15 protein-coding genes are annotated in these 17,314 nt (G+C 61.5%); 12 read left to right on the forward strand and 3 right to left on the reverse strand.

Annotated elements, in window-relative coordinates; all coding sequences use genetic code 11:
* Nucleotides 1-61 precede the first annotated feature (61 nt).
* Nucleotides 62-1,369 (forward strand): HlyC/CorC family transporter, encoded by a 1,308-nt coding sequence (locus tag ACGYLD_RS03945; RefSeq protein WP_271687478.1) that lies wholly within the window; start codon nucleotides 62-64, stop codon nucleotides 1,367-1,369.
* A gap of 6 nt (nucleotides 1,370-1,375) precedes the next feature.
* Here ACGYLD_RS03945 and ACGYLD_RS03950 read toward each other — a convergent pair whose 3' ends face one another.
* On the reverse strand, nucleotides 1,376-2,830 hold the full coding sequence (locus tag ACGYLD_RS03950) for a DUF2254 domain-containing protein (RefSeq protein WP_346428855.1): 1,455 nt from the start codon (nucleotides 2,828-2,830) through the stop codon (nucleotides 1,376-1,378).
* On the opposite strand from ACGYLD_RS03950, the gene ACGYLD_RS03955 reads away from it, so the two are divergent.
* Entirely contained in the window at nucleotides 2,829-3,431 is a 603-nt protein-coding gene (locus tag ACGYLD_RS03955) for an NTP transferase domain-containing protein (RefSeq protein ID WP_271693600.1), read from the forward strand. The two genes, ACGYLD_RS03950 and ACGYLD_RS03955, sit on opposite strands and share 2 nt — an antisense overlap.
* Before the next feature lie 70 nt (nucleotides 3,432-3,501).
* Here ACGYLD_RS03955 and ACGYLD_RS03960 read toward each other — a convergent pair whose 3' ends face one another.
* Complete coding sequence (locus tag ACGYLD_RS03960) at nucleotides 3,502-6,414, reverse strand: Hint domain-containing protein (protein ID WP_271693599.1); 2,913 nt, start codon at nucleotides 6,412-6,414, stop codon at nucleotides 3,502-3,504.
* A complete protein-coding gene (locus tag ACGYLD_RS03965) occupies nucleotides 6,411-6,671 on the reverse strand; it encodes a hypothetical protein (protein WP_276154837.1) in 261 nt (86 codons plus the stop codon). Before ACGYLD_RS03965 ends, ACGYLD_RS03960 begins: the two co-directional genes overlap by 4 nt.
* 1,091 nt (nucleotides 6,672-7,762) lie before the next feature.
* Here ACGYLD_RS03965 and ACGYLD_RS03970 point away from each other — a divergent pair.
* The 10 genes from ACGYLD_RS03970 to ACGYLD_RS04015 all read left to right on the forward strand — a co-directional run bounded on the left by ACGYLD_RS03970 (nucleotide 7,763) and on the right by ACGYLD_RS04015 (nucleotide 17,284).
* Nucleotides 7,763-8,035, forward strand: a complete 273-nt coding sequence (locus ACGYLD_RS03970) for a DUF1127 domain-containing protein (RefSeq protein ID WP_067627410.1) — start codon at nucleotides 7,763-7,765, stop codon at nucleotides 8,033-8,035.
* A gap of 298 nt (nucleotides 8,036-8,333) precedes the next feature.
* Entirely contained in the window at nucleotides 8,334-9,302 is a 969-nt protein-coding gene (locus ACGYLD_RS03975; protein ID WP_271693597.1) for an ABC transporter substrate-binding protein, read from the forward strand.
* A 255-nt stretch (nucleotides 9,303-9,557) separates the two neighbouring features.
* Nucleotides 9,558-10,583, forward strand: coding sequence for a proline/glycine betaine ABC transporter permease (locus tag ACGYLD_RS03980; protein WP_271693596.1), 1,026 nt, complete (start codon nucleotides 9,558-9,560; stop codon nucleotides 10,581-10,583).
* Nucleotides 10,584-10,591: 8 nt separating this feature from the next.
* Entirely contained in the window at nucleotides 10,592-11,635 is a 1,044-nt protein-coding gene (locus ACGYLD_RS03985; RefSeq protein WP_271693595.1) for a glycine betaine/L-proline ABC transporter ATP-binding protein, read from the forward strand.
* 249 nt (nucleotides 11,636-11,884) lie between these two features.
* Nucleotides 11,885-12,760: an STAS domain-containing protein gene (locus tag ACGYLD_RS03990; RefSeq protein WP_271693594.1), complete on the forward strand. Its 876-nt coding sequence runs from the start codon at nucleotides 11,885-11,887 to the stop codon at nucleotides 12,758-12,760.
* Nucleotide 12,761: 1 nt separating this feature from the next.
* The gene (locus tag ACGYLD_RS03995) at nucleotides 12,762-13,115 is read left to right on the forward strand and encodes an STAS domain-containing protein (RefSeq protein ID WP_271687493.1); all 354 of its coding nucleotides are present in this window, start codon (nucleotides 12,762-12,764) and stop codon (nucleotides 13,113-13,115) included.
* On the forward strand, nucleotides 13,087-13,527 hold the full coding sequence (locus ACGYLD_RS04000) for an ATP-binding protein (protein ID WP_271693593.1): 441 nt from the start codon (nucleotides 13,087-13,089) through the stop codon (nucleotides 13,525-13,527). The genes ACGYLD_RS03995 and ACGYLD_RS04000 overlap by 29 nt, the downstream gene beginning before the upstream one ends.
* The gene (locus tag ACGYLD_RS04005) at nucleotides 13,524-14,534 is read left to right on the forward strand and encodes an ATP-binding protein (RefSeq protein ID WP_271693592.1); all 1,011 of its coding nucleotides are present in this window, start codon (nucleotides 13,524-13,526) and stop codon (nucleotides 14,532-14,534) included. The genes ACGYLD_RS04000 and ACGYLD_RS04005 overlap by 4 nt, the downstream gene beginning before the upstream one ends.
* Nucleotides 14,534-15,670 (forward strand): sensor histidine kinase, encoded by a 1,137-nt coding sequence (locus ACGYLD_RS04010; RefSeq protein WP_271693591.1) that lies wholly within the window; start codon nucleotides 14,534-14,536, stop codon nucleotides 15,668-15,670. The genes ACGYLD_RS04005 and ACGYLD_RS04010 overlap by 1 nt, the downstream gene beginning before the upstream one ends.
* A gap of 174 nt (nucleotides 15,671-15,844) precedes the next feature.
* Nucleotides 15,845-17,284, forward strand: coding sequence for an aldehyde dehydrogenase family protein (locus ACGYLD_RS04015; protein WP_271693590.1), 1,440 nt, complete (start codon nucleotides 15,845-15,847; stop codon nucleotides 17,282-17,284).
* Nucleotides 17,285-17,314: the final 30 nt, after the last annotated feature.

The raw sequence follows: 17,314 nt of genomic DNA on the forward strand, positions 1-17,314 counted from the left end.
TGAATGACGCAGCCCCTGCGCCCATAACATTCGCAACACATAATGGATGGATTTAGACCTCATGGAAACGGGCCCCGCCCTCTTTGACACCGCTTTCTGGATCAGCACCGGAATTATCCTGTTCCTCCTTGTCCTCTCGGGCTTCTTCTCAGGCTCCGAAACCGCCCTGACCGCCGCCTCGCGCGGCAAACTGCGCGCGCAGGCCGACAAGGGCGCAAGCGGCGCGATCCGGGCGCTCAAGATCACCGAGGATAACGAGCGGCTGATCGGCTCGGTCCTTTTGGGCAACAACTTGGTCAACATCCTTGCCGCCTCTATGGCGACTGCGCTCTTCACCCGGCTCTTCGGTGAAAGCGGCGTGGCGCTGGCGACGCTGGTGATGACGCTTCTGGTGCTCGTCTTTGCCGAGGTGCTGCCAAAGACCTATGCCATCACCAATGCCGAAACGGCGGCGGCGCTGGTCTCGCGCCCGATTAGCATCGTGGTGCTTATCTTCTCGCCCGTGGTGACGGCGGTGCGTTATTTCGTGCGCGGCGTGCTGCGGCTTTTCGGCGTGCAAATCGACCCCGACAGCAACATTCTGGCGGTGCGCGAGGAAATCGCCGGAGCGCTGCAATTGGGCCATTCCGAAGGCGTCGTCGAAAAGGAAGACCGCGACCGTATTCTGGGCGCGCTCGACCTGCGCGAACGCGCGGTCGAAGAGGTCATGCTGCACCGCTCGGGGATCGAGATGATCGACGCGGATTCAGACCCGACCGACATCATGGAGAAATGCCTGCAATCGAACCACACCCGCCTGCCGGTCTTTCGCGATGACCCTGAAAACATCATCGGCGTGATCCACGCCAAAGACCTGTTGCGCGCCATGTACAAGCTGATCGGCGGCCCCAACGGCGATGCCGCAGCGCTCAACGGGTTCAACGTGGCCGATGTGGTGATGAAACCCTATTTCGTGCCCGAAACCTCAACCCTGGACGAACAGATGCGCCAGTTCCTGCGCCGTCGCACGCATTTTGCGCTGGTGGTGGACGAGTATGGCTCGCTCCAAGGGCTGATCACGCTCGAAGACATCCTCGAAGAGATTGTGGGCGAGATCACGGATGAGTTTGACCCCGATGCGGATCACCCGCTGAAACAGTCGGACGACGGGCATTTGATGGTCGAAGGCGCGATGACGATCCGCGACCTCAACCGCGCGACCGATTGGTCCCTGCCCGATGATGAGGCCAATACCGTGGCCGGGCTGGTGATCCATGAGGCGCAGATGATCCCCACCGTGGGGCAGGTCTTCTCCTTCCACAACTTCCGCTTTGAGGTGATCGAACGGGACGGCAACCGGATCACCCAGCTCAAGATCCGCCCCCTATGATCCGGCTCAGGCCGGGGTCTCTACCGCTGCCTGCACGTCTTTGCAGGCGGCGGACCAGATGCGCGCCCGGTCGGGGCCGAAAGGCACCTCTTCAAAAGCCCGGCGCAGATGATCTTCTGCCGCGTCACGGGCGGCGGCCGAGAGGCCGGGATCGGGGTGCTGCATCAGCCCTGTCAGCACCTCCTGCAAGACCATCTGCACATCGACGACCGAGGCGCCATCGCGGGCCAGTGCGCCAAACCCGTCTTCGATCAGCGCGTCCGCCGGAATGGGCGGGATATGCAGGTTCGGCAGCGCGACCTTGCCGCCCGGCTTGGCCTCATCTGAATAATAGGACAGCACGCGCCCGATGCGGGTGATCACGTCAATCGCCGTGCCGCCATCGTTGATCCCCGGCGACAGCGCCTTGGAGGCAACCTCGCCCAGCACCCGCAAGCCGAAACGCGGGTCTTGGTCAAAGGTGCGCAGATCGCCCAGTTGCACGGTCTCCAAAACCTTTTGCTCTAGAATGTCCCAATCATGTTCCGCGTCCTGCGGGCCGCCCCGCCGGGTGACCATGACCAGAGGCTCACCGACAAAGACGAAGTCACCAATCCGCCGGGGCATATAGATCGCGACCCCATGGTCGCGCGCCTGCTGGTCCAGCGCCTCGGGGTAGATATGTTGGATATAGCCGCTCTCAGGGGCAAAAATCGGGCGGGCGTCATCGGGCACCGGACCGGTCAGGGGGTGGCCGCCCATGCAGGGCGTCTTTAGACGCTCCTTGAACAATGAAGTGGTCACCGCCTCGATCTGGCGGGTCGTGTCGATCAGGCTGCCAAAGCTTTGCAGATGCAGCACCCAGCGGATCAGGAAGATCACGATGATCGCCAGCACCAGTACCGTGGTCAGGAACAGCACGAAAGAGCGTTCGTCGATATAGATGCCCAACTCGCGCATGATGATCGCCACCAGCGCATAGACATAGGCGCCGATAAAGACCGCCAGCGTGTTCTGCGTGGTGCGGTCCTGAATGATCAGACGATGCGCCCGTGGCGTGAACTGCGATGACGAGGACCGGTAGACCGTGACCATGATGGTGATGGAAAAGATCGTGACCGCCAACATCGCATCCGCGATGATCTGCAACAGGCGATCCGCCGCTTCGCCGGTCAACCTCGTGGCTACTTCCTTGGGCACCAAGGGCTCAAAAAGCTGGGTCAACCCGAGGGCGACAAAGGCCAGCAACCCCATGAAAACCACCCGCACCCAAAGTTTGCGAGAATATTCGCGGGCTTTGCGAAACAGCGTGTGCGGGATCAGGTCCTTGATATTCATGGGGAAAGGGTAGCACGAAAAAGCGCCCTGCCAACGGCGGTTCAACGGAATCTGCACGCTGGCCCGGCGCGAAACGCCGCCCCACGGCGCGGGGGCAAGAAAGCCCTTATCCTCGCCCCCCGTGCCCGGTAGGTTGGGCGGCATGACGATAGCCCCTTTGCCCGTGATCCTCCTCGCCGCCGGTGCCTCAACTCGGATGCGGGGGCGTGACAAATTGATGGAAGACATCGGCGGTGAGCCCTTGTTGCGCCGTCAGGCGCGGCTGGCGCAGGGCATTGGCCCCGTCACCGTCGCCCTGCCGCCCGCGCCGCACCCGCGTTACACGACGCTTAGCGGGTTGGACATCACGCCGCTGCCCGTTCCCGAGGCCGCAGAGGGCATGGGCGCCAGCCTGCGCCGCGCCTTTGCTGCCCTGCCGTTGGACACGCCCGCCGCCATGGTGCTGCTGGCCGATATGCCCGCGCTTGAGGCCAGCGATCTTGCCCGCCTCGCGGCTGCGGTGGACCTGACGGGCGAGACCCTGATCTGGCGCGCGACCACAGAGGACGGCAAGCCCGGGCACCCCATCGTCTTTGCCGCCGCGCTTTTCGATCAGCTGAAACAGCTGCGCGGCGATGATGGGGGCCGCGCGGTTGTGCGCGCTGCCGCAGACCGGATGCAGCTTGTGCCCCTGCCCGGCCAGCGCGCGCGCCGCGACCTCGACACGCCCGAGGACTGGGCGGCGTGGCGCGCAGAGCAGGAATAGCCCGCGCATGAAAAAACGGGGCGGTCGCCCGCCCCGTTTTCAAACTGTGTCACGCTCGGCTCCTGCCGAATTACTTCACCAGCAGGCTGGCCTCGTGCTTTTTCAGCGAACGACGCGCGGCGGTGTAGCCTTCGATCCCGTCCTTCGTCGCCAGTTCGGGGAACAGTTCAAAAATTTCCTGACGCTGCTCTTCACCGATACCGGCCAGCGACATGTCACCGGGCTGGAAGCTCTCGGTCCATGTCCCGTCGGAGAGGATCACCTCGTGACGGTCGAACATCACATGGATGTAGCTGGTGCCCGACACGTCGACCACGTCGATGCCCTCCATCCCGGTCAGGTGTTTCGCCGCGACGAGCACCTCACGCTCTTCGAAGTAGAGCGCGGTCTTTTCATTGGCGACCAAGACGCGGTGGTTGGGGCTGACCATCATGTCACGCTCGGGCAGGTCGTTGCCAAGCGCGCCTTTGCGGATCAGCACCGGCTTGAGATGAGCGGCCATTTCGAACTCGGCCCCGGTCATCTCACGCGCGCCGACCCAGCGGATCGTCTGGATGCCGTTGTCGCGGGTGATGACCCGGTCACCGACCTGAAGCGCCTCGACCGGCACCTCACCGCGCGGCGTGGCGATCTTGGTCCCCGGTGTGAAACAGGGGATCACATTCTCGATCTCGATGAAGTTCAAACGCCCGGCATCGCTGCCATCTTGGTTGAAGTAGTCAACAAAACCGTCTTCGCGGTCGTCGGAGGTATAGGTGATCTCCAGACGGCCACCCTCGGGGGCGGAGCCGCGCAGGTCAAGTGTGTCGTAATCCACGCCCGCGCTGCCACCGTCGACATCGTCGCCTGCGTTGACGTTGACGAAGCTGTCCTGATCGGCACCGCCGGTCATCACGTCGACCCCTGCGCCACCGTCGAGCAGATCGTCGCCCCGACCGCCTTGCAGTTCGTCGTCGCCGTCGCCGCCCATCAGAGTGTCATTCTCACCGCCACCGTCGAGCAGGTCATCGCCTTCGCCGCCGACCAGCAGGTCGTCGTCCCGGTTGCCGCGCAGGGTGTCGTCGCCGGTGCCGCCGTCAAGCTCGTCATTGCCCTGACCGCCCGACAGGCTGTCATCGCCCTGACCGCCCAGCAGCGTGTCGTCGCCGGTGTTGCCCGAGATGACGTCATCGTCGATCTGGCCGTCGATATAGTCATCGCCCGAGCCGCCGCGCAGCATATCCGCATCGTCGGCGCCATAGATCACGTCATTGCCCGCGCCACCGTCGACCGTGTCCATCCCGTTGTTCGGGTTGCGGTCAGGGGTGAAGGGGTTGGACGCATCCTCTTCGTCGGGGATGTCGAGCACGTCGAGACCCAGATCGGGGTCGTTGCCCGCATAGATCGTATCGTTGCCAGCGCCGCCGAGCAGGCTGTCGTTGCCCTCGCCGCCGACGATCCGGTCGTCGCCGTCACCGCCGTCGACGATATCGTCGTCGATGCCTGCGTTGATCACGTCATCGCCGGTGCCGCCGGTGATGGTGTCGCGGTCGTCGCCTGTGCTGATCGTGTCATTGCCCGCCCCGCCATCGACAGAGTCGCGGTCATTCTCGGGGTCGGCGTCGGGGTCAAAGCCCAGATCGTCGCTGTCGCTTTCCGGGTAGCCCAGATCGGGGGCGAGATCGTCGTTGCCGGTGGTGATCATGTCATCACCCTCACCGCCCTCGACCACGTCGGAGCCTGCGCCCGCCTCGACAATATCATCGCCGTCGCCTGCCAGAATGGTGTCGTCACCGTCGCCAGCGCGAACATAGTCGTCGTCGCCTTCCGCATCGGGCAGGATCGCGTCGTCATTGTCGATCATGTCGCCATCGGGGTCGCCGGTATAGGCGGTGTCGATCAAGTCTGCGCCCGCTGTGCCGTCGACATAGCCGTCACGGGTCGAACCGCCGTCGCCCACCGTCACGGTCACCGAGCCTTCGTCGGTTAGGCCGTCGGGGTCGGACACGGTATAGGTGATCGTCGCATCGCCGGTGAAATCGTCATTGGCGACAAAGGTGATGGTGCCATCGTCGTTGATGGTCACGGTGCCATCATCACTCGACGCATCTGTCACGCTCAGGGTGTCGCCGTCGACATCGGTGTCATTGTCCAGAACCGGGATCACGACCGGATCGGTACCGGTGGTGTCGGCGGTGTCGTCATTGGCGACAGGCGCGTCGTTCACCGGGTTCACGGTGACATTCACGGTACCGGTGTCGGTGCCGCCATTGCCGTCATCCACGGTATAGGTGATTGTGGTGTCGCCGTTGAAATCCGCGTCCGGCGTGAAGGTCAGCGTGCCATCGTCATTGATGACGACCGGGCCTGCCGGGCAGGTTGCCATGGTGATGGTCAGCGTGTCGCCATCGCTGTCGCTGTCATTGCCCAGCACGTCGACGGTGCCAGAGGTGTCTTCGTCGATCTCAAGCACATCGTCTTCGGCCACGGGCGCGTCATTGCCGCCGCCCTGCGGTTGGCCATCGTCGAAAACCAGATTGTCGATCGCGCCCGAGCCTTCGAAACGCACTTCGAAACGCGACACGCCATCAATGTTGAACTGAACGAAACGCTCACCGCCATCGCCGGTGGGCTGCACATAATGGTTTTGGATCACATCGCCATTGTCATCGTAAAAGATGACACGGGTGCCTTCCCCGCCGGTCTCTTCGATGTCTTTGAAGGTCACGCCCTTCATGCGCACCATGTCATCGAAGTCAAAAAACAGGCTGCCGCCGCCGGCGTTGTCGTCCGGGTCGCTCTGGTCGCCGTCTTCGGAGACGATCAACAGCCCCTCAAGCGTGTCGGAGGCCAGATCGCTGTCGCCGCCCGTGGGGTTGCTGCTGTCAAAGACCATCGCATCGCCGGAGCCGCCGCTGGCCGAAACCGTAACGCCCAGATCCGCATATTCGTCGTCAATGATGGTGCCTGCGCTGAACGCATTGAAATCAAGTGTTCTAATCATTGTGAAATCTCCTGAGCGGTGTTGCACGCGGCGCGCAACGCGGCCGTCTTGGAAGTGGATGCTTTTTCAATTTGAGGAATGGAGCGCCGAACGGCAGAGCGGTCGAACCGGGCATTTCTTGCCCCGCAGAAGGCCAGTGGCAGGGCCTGTCGCTTGTGTATCATCTCGTCTCTCCCTCCGTTCACACGCGCCCCGCTGGCAGAAATCCAGATCGAGCGGCACGCATCCTGCGCAACGAAGGGGAAGAGCCGGAACATGGCCCACAGCCGAGGCGCGGTGCACTTCGGTATGTTGTGCTTACGGTCGCAAACTTGCGGCGTATCCACATTTCCCGCATCCCTGATGCGCTTAATGCGGCCGCCCCCGTGACCTACAGACTTCTATGCCCCCCAGTTGGGCACCTATAGGAATAGCCCTCCTATACGAATGGACAAAGCAAAAAATGTTTGAAAATAGCCGGAACCAAATGAAGTTTTGCCGCAATTCAGGTGGTTTAGCGCGACTTTTGGGCGCAATTGTTTCCGGCGCACTCCGCGTCGGTATCGCGAATCGCCATAGGATTAAGGTGAATTAACGCCTGCGCAGGACGGCTGCGCCGATCCCTCGGTCAAGACTGTTTCGCATTGCGCGACAATGCCGCCGCAAATCAGCCGCATCTACGCCGCCTTGTTTTCGTCATTCTTTTTGATTGCTTGTTCACCGGCTGGAACCAATCGCCCGCAAACCTGCGGAACTGGTGACGAAACCACGGGCGACCCGCCTTATTCCCGCCGAATCGATTCCTCACGGCATTGAGCCCGCGCGGGGGCGAAAGCCGCGCGGGTTACGGGCGAGTCATGGTGAGCGCTCCGCCCCTCACTCCGCGCCGAGATTGACCGCGGAGAAAATGCAATTGCCACCCGCGAAGGCCACCCAAACAACGGCCCCTTTCCGTTCGATCGACCGCGCCAAAATGCGCCAAATCCGACTCTCAAAACGACATTTCAGATGCCACAAACGACACCACGCCGGGCGGGCGGAAACCTCAGCCATAGTGGGCTCTGCGCCTCGCACATGCGGCAGGGTGTCGCACCCCTATTTCACCCTATTGCAAAGACCGCTCGGGTGGACCAAATGCGCGGCATGTTGATGTATGCTGTTCATAAGAGGCGCCCGCGCAAACCGGGCACGCTGCTGAACCGCCGGTAACCCCGGTCGGACAGGCCGATCCGCCTGTTTAGACCATCGGGGTTCCAACTGACTTACCGGATCACACTCGGGATGAGACCGACCCGGCCCGGCCTTCTGGCACTGACCGTCGTCTCTTGCGGATCCTTCCCACTTCGACCTTCTTGATATGGAGCATGCCATGCATTTCCGCCTGCTGAAAAACACCAACCAGATCGCCGGGATGCCCGGAACCGCCTTTAACGGCACTATCGGTCAAGTCGCCAATGCCGAAGGGCTGGCCCTTGTCGCCATGCTGCGCCGTGCGCTGCGCGACACCGCGCGCCGTTGGGAGCGTAACCGCACGCTGTCGACCTTGAACGCGATGGACGACCGTCTGCTTCAGGATATCGGCCTGAACCGCAAGGACATCCCCCAGCACATCCGCGACATGGAAAGTTTTTCCCGCCGCTGAATGCTCTGGCCCGTGCCCCGCGTGAGGGGCCGTGCCGACCCTTAAAAATATGGCGTTCTGCATGGGAACGCCGCATATAGCGGCATCGCGTCAGGCCCGGCGCGGTGCCCGTTCTTGCGTCTTGCGCCCGGCAATCGTGTTGCACAGGGGCGCATGATTTGTTTTCATATCTCCAGCAAACCCGCCCATCGAAAGCTGCCGCGCCTATCGCGCGACCGGCTCCTTCTTGATGGAAAGGGGCAAAGATCAGCGGTGCGCGACTGCGCGACACTGCGGATACAATAGAGGAGATATCACTATGAAACGCTATTTGCTTGGCACGGCCTTTGCCGTTGCAACCCCGATGGCCGCCGCCGCACAGGACTGTGGCGAAGTCTCGATCGCGGAAATGAACTGGGCTTCGGCACAGATCGTCACCGCCGTCACCGAATTCCTGCTGACACAGGGCTATTCCTGCGACGTGACCGTGGTGCCGTCGGACACCACCCCCGCCGTGACATCGCTGTCCGAGAACAACGAGCCGGACATCGTGCCCGAACTGTGGCCGAACTCCGCCGGTGACGCTTACAAAAAGCTGAAAGCGGACGGTAAGATTGTTGAGCTGACTTCCGTGCTCGACCCCGGTGGCGTCGAAGGCTGGTGGATCCCCACCTATCTGGCCGAAGAGCACCCCGAGCTGAAGACCATCGAAGGCATCTTGGAAAACCCCGAACTGGTCGGCGGCATGTTCAACAACTGCCCCGATGGCTGGGGCTGCCGCGTGGTAAGCGACAACCTCGCGCGGGCCTATGACCTCGAAGGCAACGGCATCGAAGTCTTTAACCACGGCTCGGGTGAGACGATGGTGACCTCGATGGCCTCGGCTTATGAGAGCCAAGAGCCTTGGTTCGGCTACTACTGGGCGCCGACCACCCCGCTGGGTAAATACGACATGACCAGCGTCGATCTGGGCGAATATGACGAAACCGCGCATAACGCCAACCAAAATGCCGACACGCCGGACCCCAAGCCTTCGGCCTTCCCGACCGCGCCGGTGCTGACCGTCATGACCAAGGATTTCCACGACGAGAACCCCGAGATCGCGGAGTTCATCGGCAATGTGACCTTCAAGACCGACGAGATGAGCAAGCTGCTGGCATGGCAGGGTGAAAACAACGCCTCCAACGAGGAAGCGGCGGTGTATTTCCTGCAAAACAACAAGGACGTCTGGGCCGAATGGCTGAGCGATGACGCCCGTGGCAACCTGTCCAAGCTGCTTGAGCAGTAAGACAGACTGACCAAAACGACGGGCGGGGAACTCAACCGGGTTTCCCGCCCGTTCGTTTCGATGACCGGCGGCAAGACTTACGTCTTTTCATACCGACTGCGCCTTGGCCCCTTTGGCCCGAAGCGCAGTTCCTTTGTAAGGACATAGGTTTGAATTGCCGCCACTGCATGGGGCAGCCGACGCCGCGCGGCCTGCGCGGCGCCTCGGCCCCCTCCCCGAAAGCAAACGGTCTGATGCAGGCCGGGAAAGCGACAGATGGCAACCTACGACAATCTCTTTGACACGCTCGGCCTGCGGGACTGGTGCGGCGACGATCAAGGCGGCGGGCTAAGCTCCATGGCCGACCTCATGGGCCAAGCGGGCGGTGATACCGACACCACGCTTTGGGACATGCCCTTCCCCTCTCTGGATGCGCTGCACGACAGTTGCGACGCCATCCCACAATCGCGCGACCTGACCCAAGGGCTGGAGCAAGGCTTCCTTGCCATTAAGGACAGTCTCAAAGTTGTTGTCGACCCCCTCACCCAACCGCTGAGCTGGGCGTTGGAGAACGCGCTTTGGCTGATGCAATCGGTGCCGTGGTTCGTGATGATCCCGCTTTTGATGGCAATCACCTATGCCGTGGGCCGTTCGCTGAAGCTGGTGGGTCTCGTGGCGTTGGTCTTTGGTTTCCTCGCCTTCATCGACTTTTACGAACACACCATGCAGACGCTGGCGATCATCTTTGTCTGCGCATTCATCTGCGTACTTCTTGGCGTGCCTATCGGCATCGCCATGTCGCGCAGTGACAGGGTGCAGCGCTCGATGATCCCGGTTTTGGATATGCTGCAAACCCTGCCGCCCTTCGTCTACCTGATCCCGCTGATCTTCCTCTTCTCGGTGACCGAGCCCAAGCTCTACGGCATCGCCATCATCCTCTATGCCATTGTGCCGGTGGTGCGCCTGACTGACCTCGGCATCCGTCTGGTCGACAAGGACGTGATCGAGGCCGCGGATGCCTTTGGCATGACCAACCGCCAAAAGCTCTACAAGGTGCAGATCCCGCTGGCGCTGCCCAACATCATGGCCGGTGTGAACCAAACCATCATGATGAGCCTTGCCATGGTCGTGATCGCCTCGCTGGTGTCCGCCCCCGGCCTTGGCGTGCTAGTGCTGCGCGGCATTCGCAGCCTTGAGTTGGGCGTGGGCCTCCTGTCGGGTCTGGGGATCGTGCTGCTTGCGATCATCCTTGACCGGGTCACCAAAGCCGCGCTTGCGCGGATCAACGCGGCGCAGAAGTGAGGCCAGACATGACAGACGACATCAAGATTTCCGTCCGCAACCTCTACAAGATCTTCGGCGACGATCCCAAAACCGCGCTGGAGAAGGTCCGCGGGGGGATGAGCAAAGCCGACCTTCAGGCCGAGACGGGCCATGTGCTGGGCCTTAATGACATTAACGTGGACATGCCTGCGGGCAAGACGACGGTGATCATGGGGCTCTCGGGCTCGGGCAAATCAACGCTGATCCGACACCTCAACCGGCTGATCGACCCCACGGCGGGCGAGGTCATCGTGAACGGTGAGAACATCCTCGACTATAACGAGCGTCGCCTGCGCCAGTTGCGCAAGCATGACATGTCGATGGTGTTCCAAAAGTTCGCCCTGCTGCCCCACCGCACGGTGCTGGAAAACACCGGACTGAGTTGGGAGATTGAAGGCAAAAGCCGCAGCAAATACGCGGATGAGGCCACCAAATGGCTCAACCGCGTCGGGCTGGAAGGCCAAGGAGAGCAGTATCCCGCGCAGCTTTCGGGCGGGATGCAGCAACGTGTGGGCATTGCCCGGGCGCTGACCTCAAACTCCGACGTGATGCTGATGGATGAGGCGTTTTCCGCGCTTGACCCGTTGATCCGCACCGACATGCAGGACCTGCTAATCGAATTGCAGGAAGAACTGCATAAAACGGTGATCTTCATCACCCACGATCTGGACGAGGCGTTGAAACTGGCGGACCATCTGGTGATCCTCAAAGACGGGTTCATCGTCCAACAGGGCGAGCCGCAGCATATCCTGCTGAACCCCAACGATCCCTATATCGAAGCCTTCGTCAGCGACATCAACCGCGCCCGCGTGCTGCGCGTGCGTTCGGTCATGGAAAAGACCGATGTGCCCCCCACGGATGTGGCCGGTGAGGTTGATTTCGACGACACGCTGGAAAGCATCATTGCCGTTTCCGGCGGGGATACCACCAACAACTACCGCGTCATGCGCGAAGGCAAACAGGTCGGCGTGCTGCATATGCGCGATCTGGTGCGCGCGCTGGTGCCGCGTCACCCCGGCGAGGCGGCGTAATAACCTCGCGGCAACCTGACAGCCGCAAGACAAGATCAAGAAAGGGGCAGCACCCGGCCAAAGCGCCGTTGCTGCCCTTTTTGCAGGCGACCCTTACGTTTCGTCGCGAGAGCCTGCTTAAAAACAGCTACTTACGCGCCATTTCATTCTGCAAAACGGCGCTTTACCGCCGATCAAACTCCCTGCGTCCTATTGACACTCACGCCCACGATTGGCCTATGGGGGGTGAAATAAATACTGGGGTTCAAGATGCCGCAATCTGCTACGGCCAATATTCTGACTGTTCTCGACACCGATTTCAAAGGTATCATCGAGGAGTGGCTGGGAACGCAGGTCAAAGAAGGCGTAAAGCGTTCTGACCTGTTCTCCGATGCGGAGAGCCGTAACCAGAACCGCGAATTGCTCAAAGCCTTCTCCAAAGGTGTGCGCGATGGGGTCACCGGCGAGGATTTCGACTTTGACGATACCCAATGGGACGATCTGCGCGCCGTTCTGACCGATGTCAGCCGCGAGCGGGTCAACCGGGGCGTGACCCCGACCGAGATGGCGACCTTTGTGCTGGCGTTGAAAACGCCGCTGTTCAAACGGCTTGAGACGATGCTGGACAGCGACCACGCGATGCTGATCCGCGACGTGATGCTGGTCACCCGTTTGGTCGATGCCTTTGCCATCTTCACCAACGAAATCTTTATTCTCGAGCGTGAGCAGATCATTGATCGCCAGCGCCAAGAGATGCTGGAACTGTCGACTCCTGTGGTCGAGCTTTGGGACCGCGTTTTGACCCTGCCGCTGATCGGCACGCTGGATTCCGCCCGCGCCCAAGAGGTGATGGAGAACCTGCTTCAGACCATTCTTGAGCGCCAGGCCGAAGTGGTCATCATGGACATCACCGGCGTCGGCACTGTCGATACGCAGGTGGCGCAACACTTGCTGCGCGCCGCCGCCGCCGTGCGTCTGATGGGGGCTGAATGTATCATCAGCGGCATCAGCCCGATGATCGCCCAGACCATGGTGCAGCTTGGCATCGACGTGGGCACTGTCTCGACCCGGTCCAGCATTCGCACCGCCCTGTCGGATGCGCTGATGACCGTCGGCTATGTGATCAAGAAGACCGAGGGTCAATAAGGTGGCCGGTGTCACGTCGATTAATCTGGTCGAACATGCGCTCCTCGTTTCGATACAGGATGACATCACGGACACGGAGATTTTGGAGCTTCAGGATCGGCTGTCGAACAAGATATCCCAGAATCGCATCGATGGGGTGATCCTAGATATCTCGGCGCTTGAGATCGTGGACACTTTCGTTGGGCGGGTGATTGCGCAGTTGGCGGGGATCTCTCGCCTACTGGCGGCGGATACCTATGTGGTTGGCATGCGACCCACGGTGGCGGTCACGCTGGTTGAGCTTGGCATGTACTTGCCAGAAATCCGCACCGCCTTGAGCCTGACCCATGCCCTCACCCAGCTACGTCGCGTTTGATGAAAAGGACCTTGGGGCGCAGGTTCTTCTCTCTCAGTTCAAACTAAAGACCAGCGGCGACGCGGTTACAGTGCGCCAAGCCGTGGCGCGCTACATGAAAGAACATGGCGCCTCGGCGCTGAATATCACACGTTTCGCCACCGCCGTCAGTGAAATCGCGCGCAATGCGATCGTTCATGCTGGCGGCGGCGAATTTTCCATCTATGTCGACCCGAAGGCCAAGCGGTTGAGCGTGGTCTGTTGGGACAAGGGACCGGGGATCGAGGACGTGGCATTGGCCCTAACGGACGGCTATACCTCGGGCGGCGGGCTTGGCCGGGGTTTGGGCGGCGCACAGCGGCTTGCCCAGAAATTTGAAATCCGCACCGCCGTTGGCGGGGGCACCAGCGTGTTGATGAGTGTGAACCTATGATACAGTGGGTCGAAGTTCAGGACCAAAGCGCCATCGCCGTGGTGCGCCGCGCCGCGCGTCGTCTGGCCGCTGAACACGGCTGGCCCAAACACCGGACCGACGAATTGGCCATCGTCGCCACCGAAGCCACCACCAACATCCTGCGCTACGCCGAAAAGGGCCGCGCGCTGATCAATGCCCCGGCCGAGGCCAAGGGCGACAAGATCGTGATGATCTTCACCGACCGCGGCCCCGGCATCAGCGATATGGATCACATGTTTCAGGACGGCATGAGCAGCGGCGGCTCTGCTGGGCTGGGCCTCGGGGCGATCCGCCGCCTGTCGAATGATTTCGACATTTTCAGCGGGCCGGAGGTGGGCACCACCATCGTTTGCAGCTTCGTCCAAAACAGCGCCCCCTGCCCGACCCATGGGGTCGAGGCCGTGGGCCTACGGGTCTGCCATCCGAACGAAGAGGAGTGTGGCGACGATTACCTGCTGCGGCAGACGCCGAAAGCCACCGACATCCTGCTGTGCGACGGGTTGGGCCATGGCCCCGAAGCCGCAGCCGCATCGCTGGAGGTCACCGACGCCGTCAAAGCCACGCGCAGCTTCAACAGCGAGCCGGGCGCGGTGATGTATGAGGTGACCGAGCAGTTGATCGGCAAGCGCGGCGCGGTGGCGGCCCTTGTACATATCGCGCAGCCGCAGATGGTCCTGCGCTATGCTGCCTTGGGCAATATCGCCACGCTGCGGGTCCGCGACGGTGCGGTCAAACGCCTGCCGGTGCGTGACGGGCGGATCGGTGCCCGCGCCACGCGAGGCTATGAAGACACCTTTGACCTTGAACCGGGGGATCTGATGATCCTGCACAGCGACGGGTTGAAAACCCTGCGCGACAGCTATCTCCCCCAGGGTCTATTGTGGAAATCTCCGCTTTTGATCGCTGGCTACCTGCTCGACCGGGCATTTCGCGGGCGTGATGACGCCTCCATCGTGGTCATACGCATTGCACGGGACGCGGACTGATGAAAGCAACGAACCTCACATCGGTGAACCTTGAAAAGGGCGGTGATATCGCAGCCCTGCGCCAGATCGCCCTGACCCTCACCGAAGCCATGCGCTTTACCTCATTCGAGCGGACGCGCACCGTGACCGCCGCCGTGGAACTGGGCCGCAATGCGATAGAGCACGGCCAGAAAGGCCGTGCGCGCTTTTCACTGACGGATATCAACGGCAAGCCCGCCCTTGGCCTAACGGTAATCGATCAAGGCCGCGGGATCGAGGAAGACAAGCTCGACCCCACGCGCGACATCGTGTCGGAGACCGGTCTGGGCCTCGGCCTGCGCGGCGTGCAGCGTATCGCGGCGCGTTTCGATGTGGACACCGGGCAAGAAGGCACGCGGGTTCATGCGGAGTTCCTGCTGCCCGAGCCGCAAAGCGCGGTTGAGCAGATCAAGGCCGATGCCCTCGCGGCGCTGGAAGCCTATAATGCCAAAGACCCGACCGCCGCGCTGACCGAACAGAACCGCGAACTCAGCGAAGGCATCGCCGACCGCGACCTCTTGATGCAGGAGCTTCATCACCGCACGGGCAACAACCTTGCCCTGATCGTGGCGCTGATCCGGATGAGCAAGACCCAAGCCAAAGAGGATGAGACCCGCCAAGTGTTGCGCGAGTTGGAGACCCGGGTGGGTTCGCTCTCCAAGGCGCATGAGCTGATGCAACGCTCAACCGACAGCACCGACCTTGATCTGGAGGATATGCTGGATGAAGTCGCCAAAAACGCCGAACGCGCCTTTACCGGAGATCGTCAGAACATCGGCATCAAGCTGATTTGCCCCAGCCTGAAGATGGACAACAAACTGGCCGTCGACATCGGGCTGATCGTGGGTGAGCTGATCACCAACGCCTATAAACACGCTTTCAAAGGGCGCGACAAAGGGGTGATCACCATCGAAGTCACGCAAGAAGATGACGAAGGGCTCACGCTCAAGGTCTATGACGATGGCGTCGGCCTGCCCGATGACGCCAAACGGCCCGAGCGGTCGGATTCGCTGGGCTGGCGCATGATCCGCACGCTGACCTTCCAACACGAAGCGACGCTGAAGGTCGAAGGCCAAGACGGGCTTTGTGTCGAAATCAGCTTCCCGGCGCAGGGCTGAGCGCCCCCTACCCGCCCGCAGGTTTCAAGCCGCCGCGCCCGTCTTTTTGATCAAAAATCACCTCTGAACTTTTCCGCCCCGTAAAATTGTCCTAGGCATATCGGGAGCCGGCGATTCCCGGACACTTCTAGGCGGCAAGAAAGACGCGCGCCTGGCCAATAACGGAGACAGAGCATGATCGAAAAACGTGATTTCTATATCGACGGCAAATGGGTCGCCCCGCTTGAGGGCAGTGAACATAAGGTCATCAACCCGTCGACCGAAGAACCCTGCACCGTGATCTCGCTCGGCGGGCCGAAGGATGTGGACGCCGCCGTGGCTGCGGCCAAGGCCGCCCTGCCTGCATGGATGGCCACCGCCCCCGAAGAGCGCATCGCGCTGATGGAGAAACTGGCCGAGGTCTATAAATCCCGGACCGAGGATATGGCCCAAGCGATCAGCACCGAGATGGGCGCACCCATCGAGATGGCGCGCAGCTCCCAATGGGGGGCGGGTTACAGCCACCTGAAGAATTTCATCAAAGCGGCGAAAGATTTCAAATTCGTAAAGCCCTTGGGGGATCACGCGCCGAACGACCGGATCATTCACGAGGCGGTTGGCGTCGTGGCGATGATCACGCCATGGAACTGGCCGATGAACCAAGTGATGCTGAAAGTCGGCGCCGCTGTTGCCGCGGGCTGCACCATGGTGCTGAAACCGTCTGAGGAAAGCCCGCTGAGCGCGGTGATCTTTGCCGAGATGATGGATGAAGCAGGCTTCCCCGCCGGTGTCTTCAACCTTGTGAACGGCGACGGCGCGACCGTGGGCACCGCCCTGACCGGCCATGAGGATGTGGATATGGTGAGCTTCACCGGCTCCACCCGCGCCGGCATCGCGATTTCCAAGAACGCGGCGGATACGCTGAAGAAGGTCCATCTGGAGCTTGGCGGCAAGGGCGCGAACCTTGTCTTCGCCGATGCCGATGACAAGGCCGTCAAACGCGGCGTGCTGCATATGATGAACAACACCGGCCAAAGCTGTAACGCCCCCAGCCGGATGATGGTCGAGGCCAGCGTCTATGACCAAGCGGTCGAGACGGCAGCCGAAGTGGCCAATAAGGTCGAAGTCGGCCCCGCCAGCGAAGAGGGCCGCCACATCGGCCCGGTCGTGAACGAGGCGCAATGGGGCAAGATCCAAGACCTGATCCAGAAAGGCATCGACGAAGGCGCGCGTCTGGTGGCCGGTGGCACCGGTCGGCCCGAGCATCTGAACCGGGGTTTCTATGTCAAACCCACCGTTTTCGCCGATGTGACGCCCGATATGACCATCGCCCGCGAAGAGATCTTTGGCCCCGTGCTGTCGATCATGAAGTTTGAGAGCGAGGATCAAGCCGTCGAGATGGCCAATGACACGGTCTATGGCCTGACCAACTATGTTCAATCCAGCGATGGCACCCGCCGCAACCGTCTGGCGACCAAGCTGCGTTCGGGCATGGTTGAGATGAACGGCGAGAGCCGTGGCGCAGGTGCGCCCTTCGGCGGCATGAAACGTTCGGGCAACGGGCGCGAAGGCGGCGTTTGGGGGATCGAGGACTTCTGCGAAATCAAAGCGGTTTCCGGCTGGTCCAACGACTGATCGCTTTTTAGCGCGAGTATGATGCGGCAG

This window comes from Sulfitobacter sp. 1A12056, assembly GCF_043558125.1.
Lineage (GTDB): Bacteria > Pseudomonadota > Alphaproteobacteria > Rhodobacterales > Rhodobacteraceae > Sulfitobacter > Sulfitobacter faviae.

Bases quoted from the DNA above. Each gene is read 5' to 3' on its own strand.
- ACGYLD_RS03945 (WP_271687478.1), top strand. From the start codon at position 62: ATGGAAACGGGCCCCGCCCTCTTTGACACCGCTTTCTGGATCAGCACC.
- ACGYLD_RS03955 (WP_271693600.1), top strand. From the start codon at position 2,829: ATGACGATAGCCCCTTTGCCCGTGATCCTCCTCGCCGCCGGTGCCTCA.
- ACGYLD_RS03950 (WP_346428855.1), bottom strand. From the start codon at position 2,830: ATGCCGCCCAACCTACCGGGCACGGGGGGCGAGGATAAGGGCTTTCTT.
- ACGYLD_RS03960 (WP_271693599.1), bottom strand. From the start codon at position 6,414: ATGATTAGAACACTTGATTTCAATGCGTTCAGCGCAGGCACCATCATT.
- ACGYLD_RS03965 (WP_276154837.1), bottom strand. From the start codon at position 6,671: ATGTTCCGGCTCTTCCCCTTCGTTGCGCAGGATGCGTGCCGCTCGATC.
- ACGYLD_RS03970 (WP_067627410.1), top strand. From the start codon at position 7,763: ATGCATTTCCGCCTGCTGAAAAACACCAACCAGATCGCCGGGATGCCC.
- ACGYLD_RS03975 (WP_271693597.1), top strand. From the start codon at position 8,334: ATGAAACGCTATTTGCTTGGCACGGCCTTTGCCGTTGCAACCCCGATG.
- ACGYLD_RS03980 (WP_271693596.1), top strand. From the start codon at position 9,558: ATGGCAACCTACGACAATCTCTTTGACACGCTCGGCCTGCGGGACTGG.
- ACGYLD_RS03985 (WP_271693595.1), top strand. From the start codon at position 10,592: ATGACAGACGACATCAAGATTTCCGTCCGCAACCTCTACAAGATCTTC.
- ACGYLD_RS03990 (WP_271693594.1), top strand. From the start codon at position 11,885: ATGCCGCAATCTGCTACGGCCAATATTCTGACTGTTCTCGACACCGAT.
- ACGYLD_RS04000 (WP_271693593.1), top strand. From the start codon at position 13,087: ATGCCCTCACCCAGCTACGTCGCGTTTGATGAAAAGGACCTTGGGGCG.
- ACGYLD_RS04005 (WP_271693592.1), top strand. From the start codon at position 13,524: ATGATACAGTGGGTCGAAGTTCAGGACCAAAGCGCCATCGCCGTGGTG.
- ACGYLD_RS04010 (WP_271693591.1), top strand. From the start codon at position 14,534: ATGAAAGCAACGAACCTCACATCGGTGAACCTTGAAAAGGGCGGTGAT.
- ACGYLD_RS04015 (WP_271693590.1), top strand. From the start codon at position 15,845: ATGATCGAAAAACGTGATTTCTATATCGACGGCAAATGGGTCGCCCCG.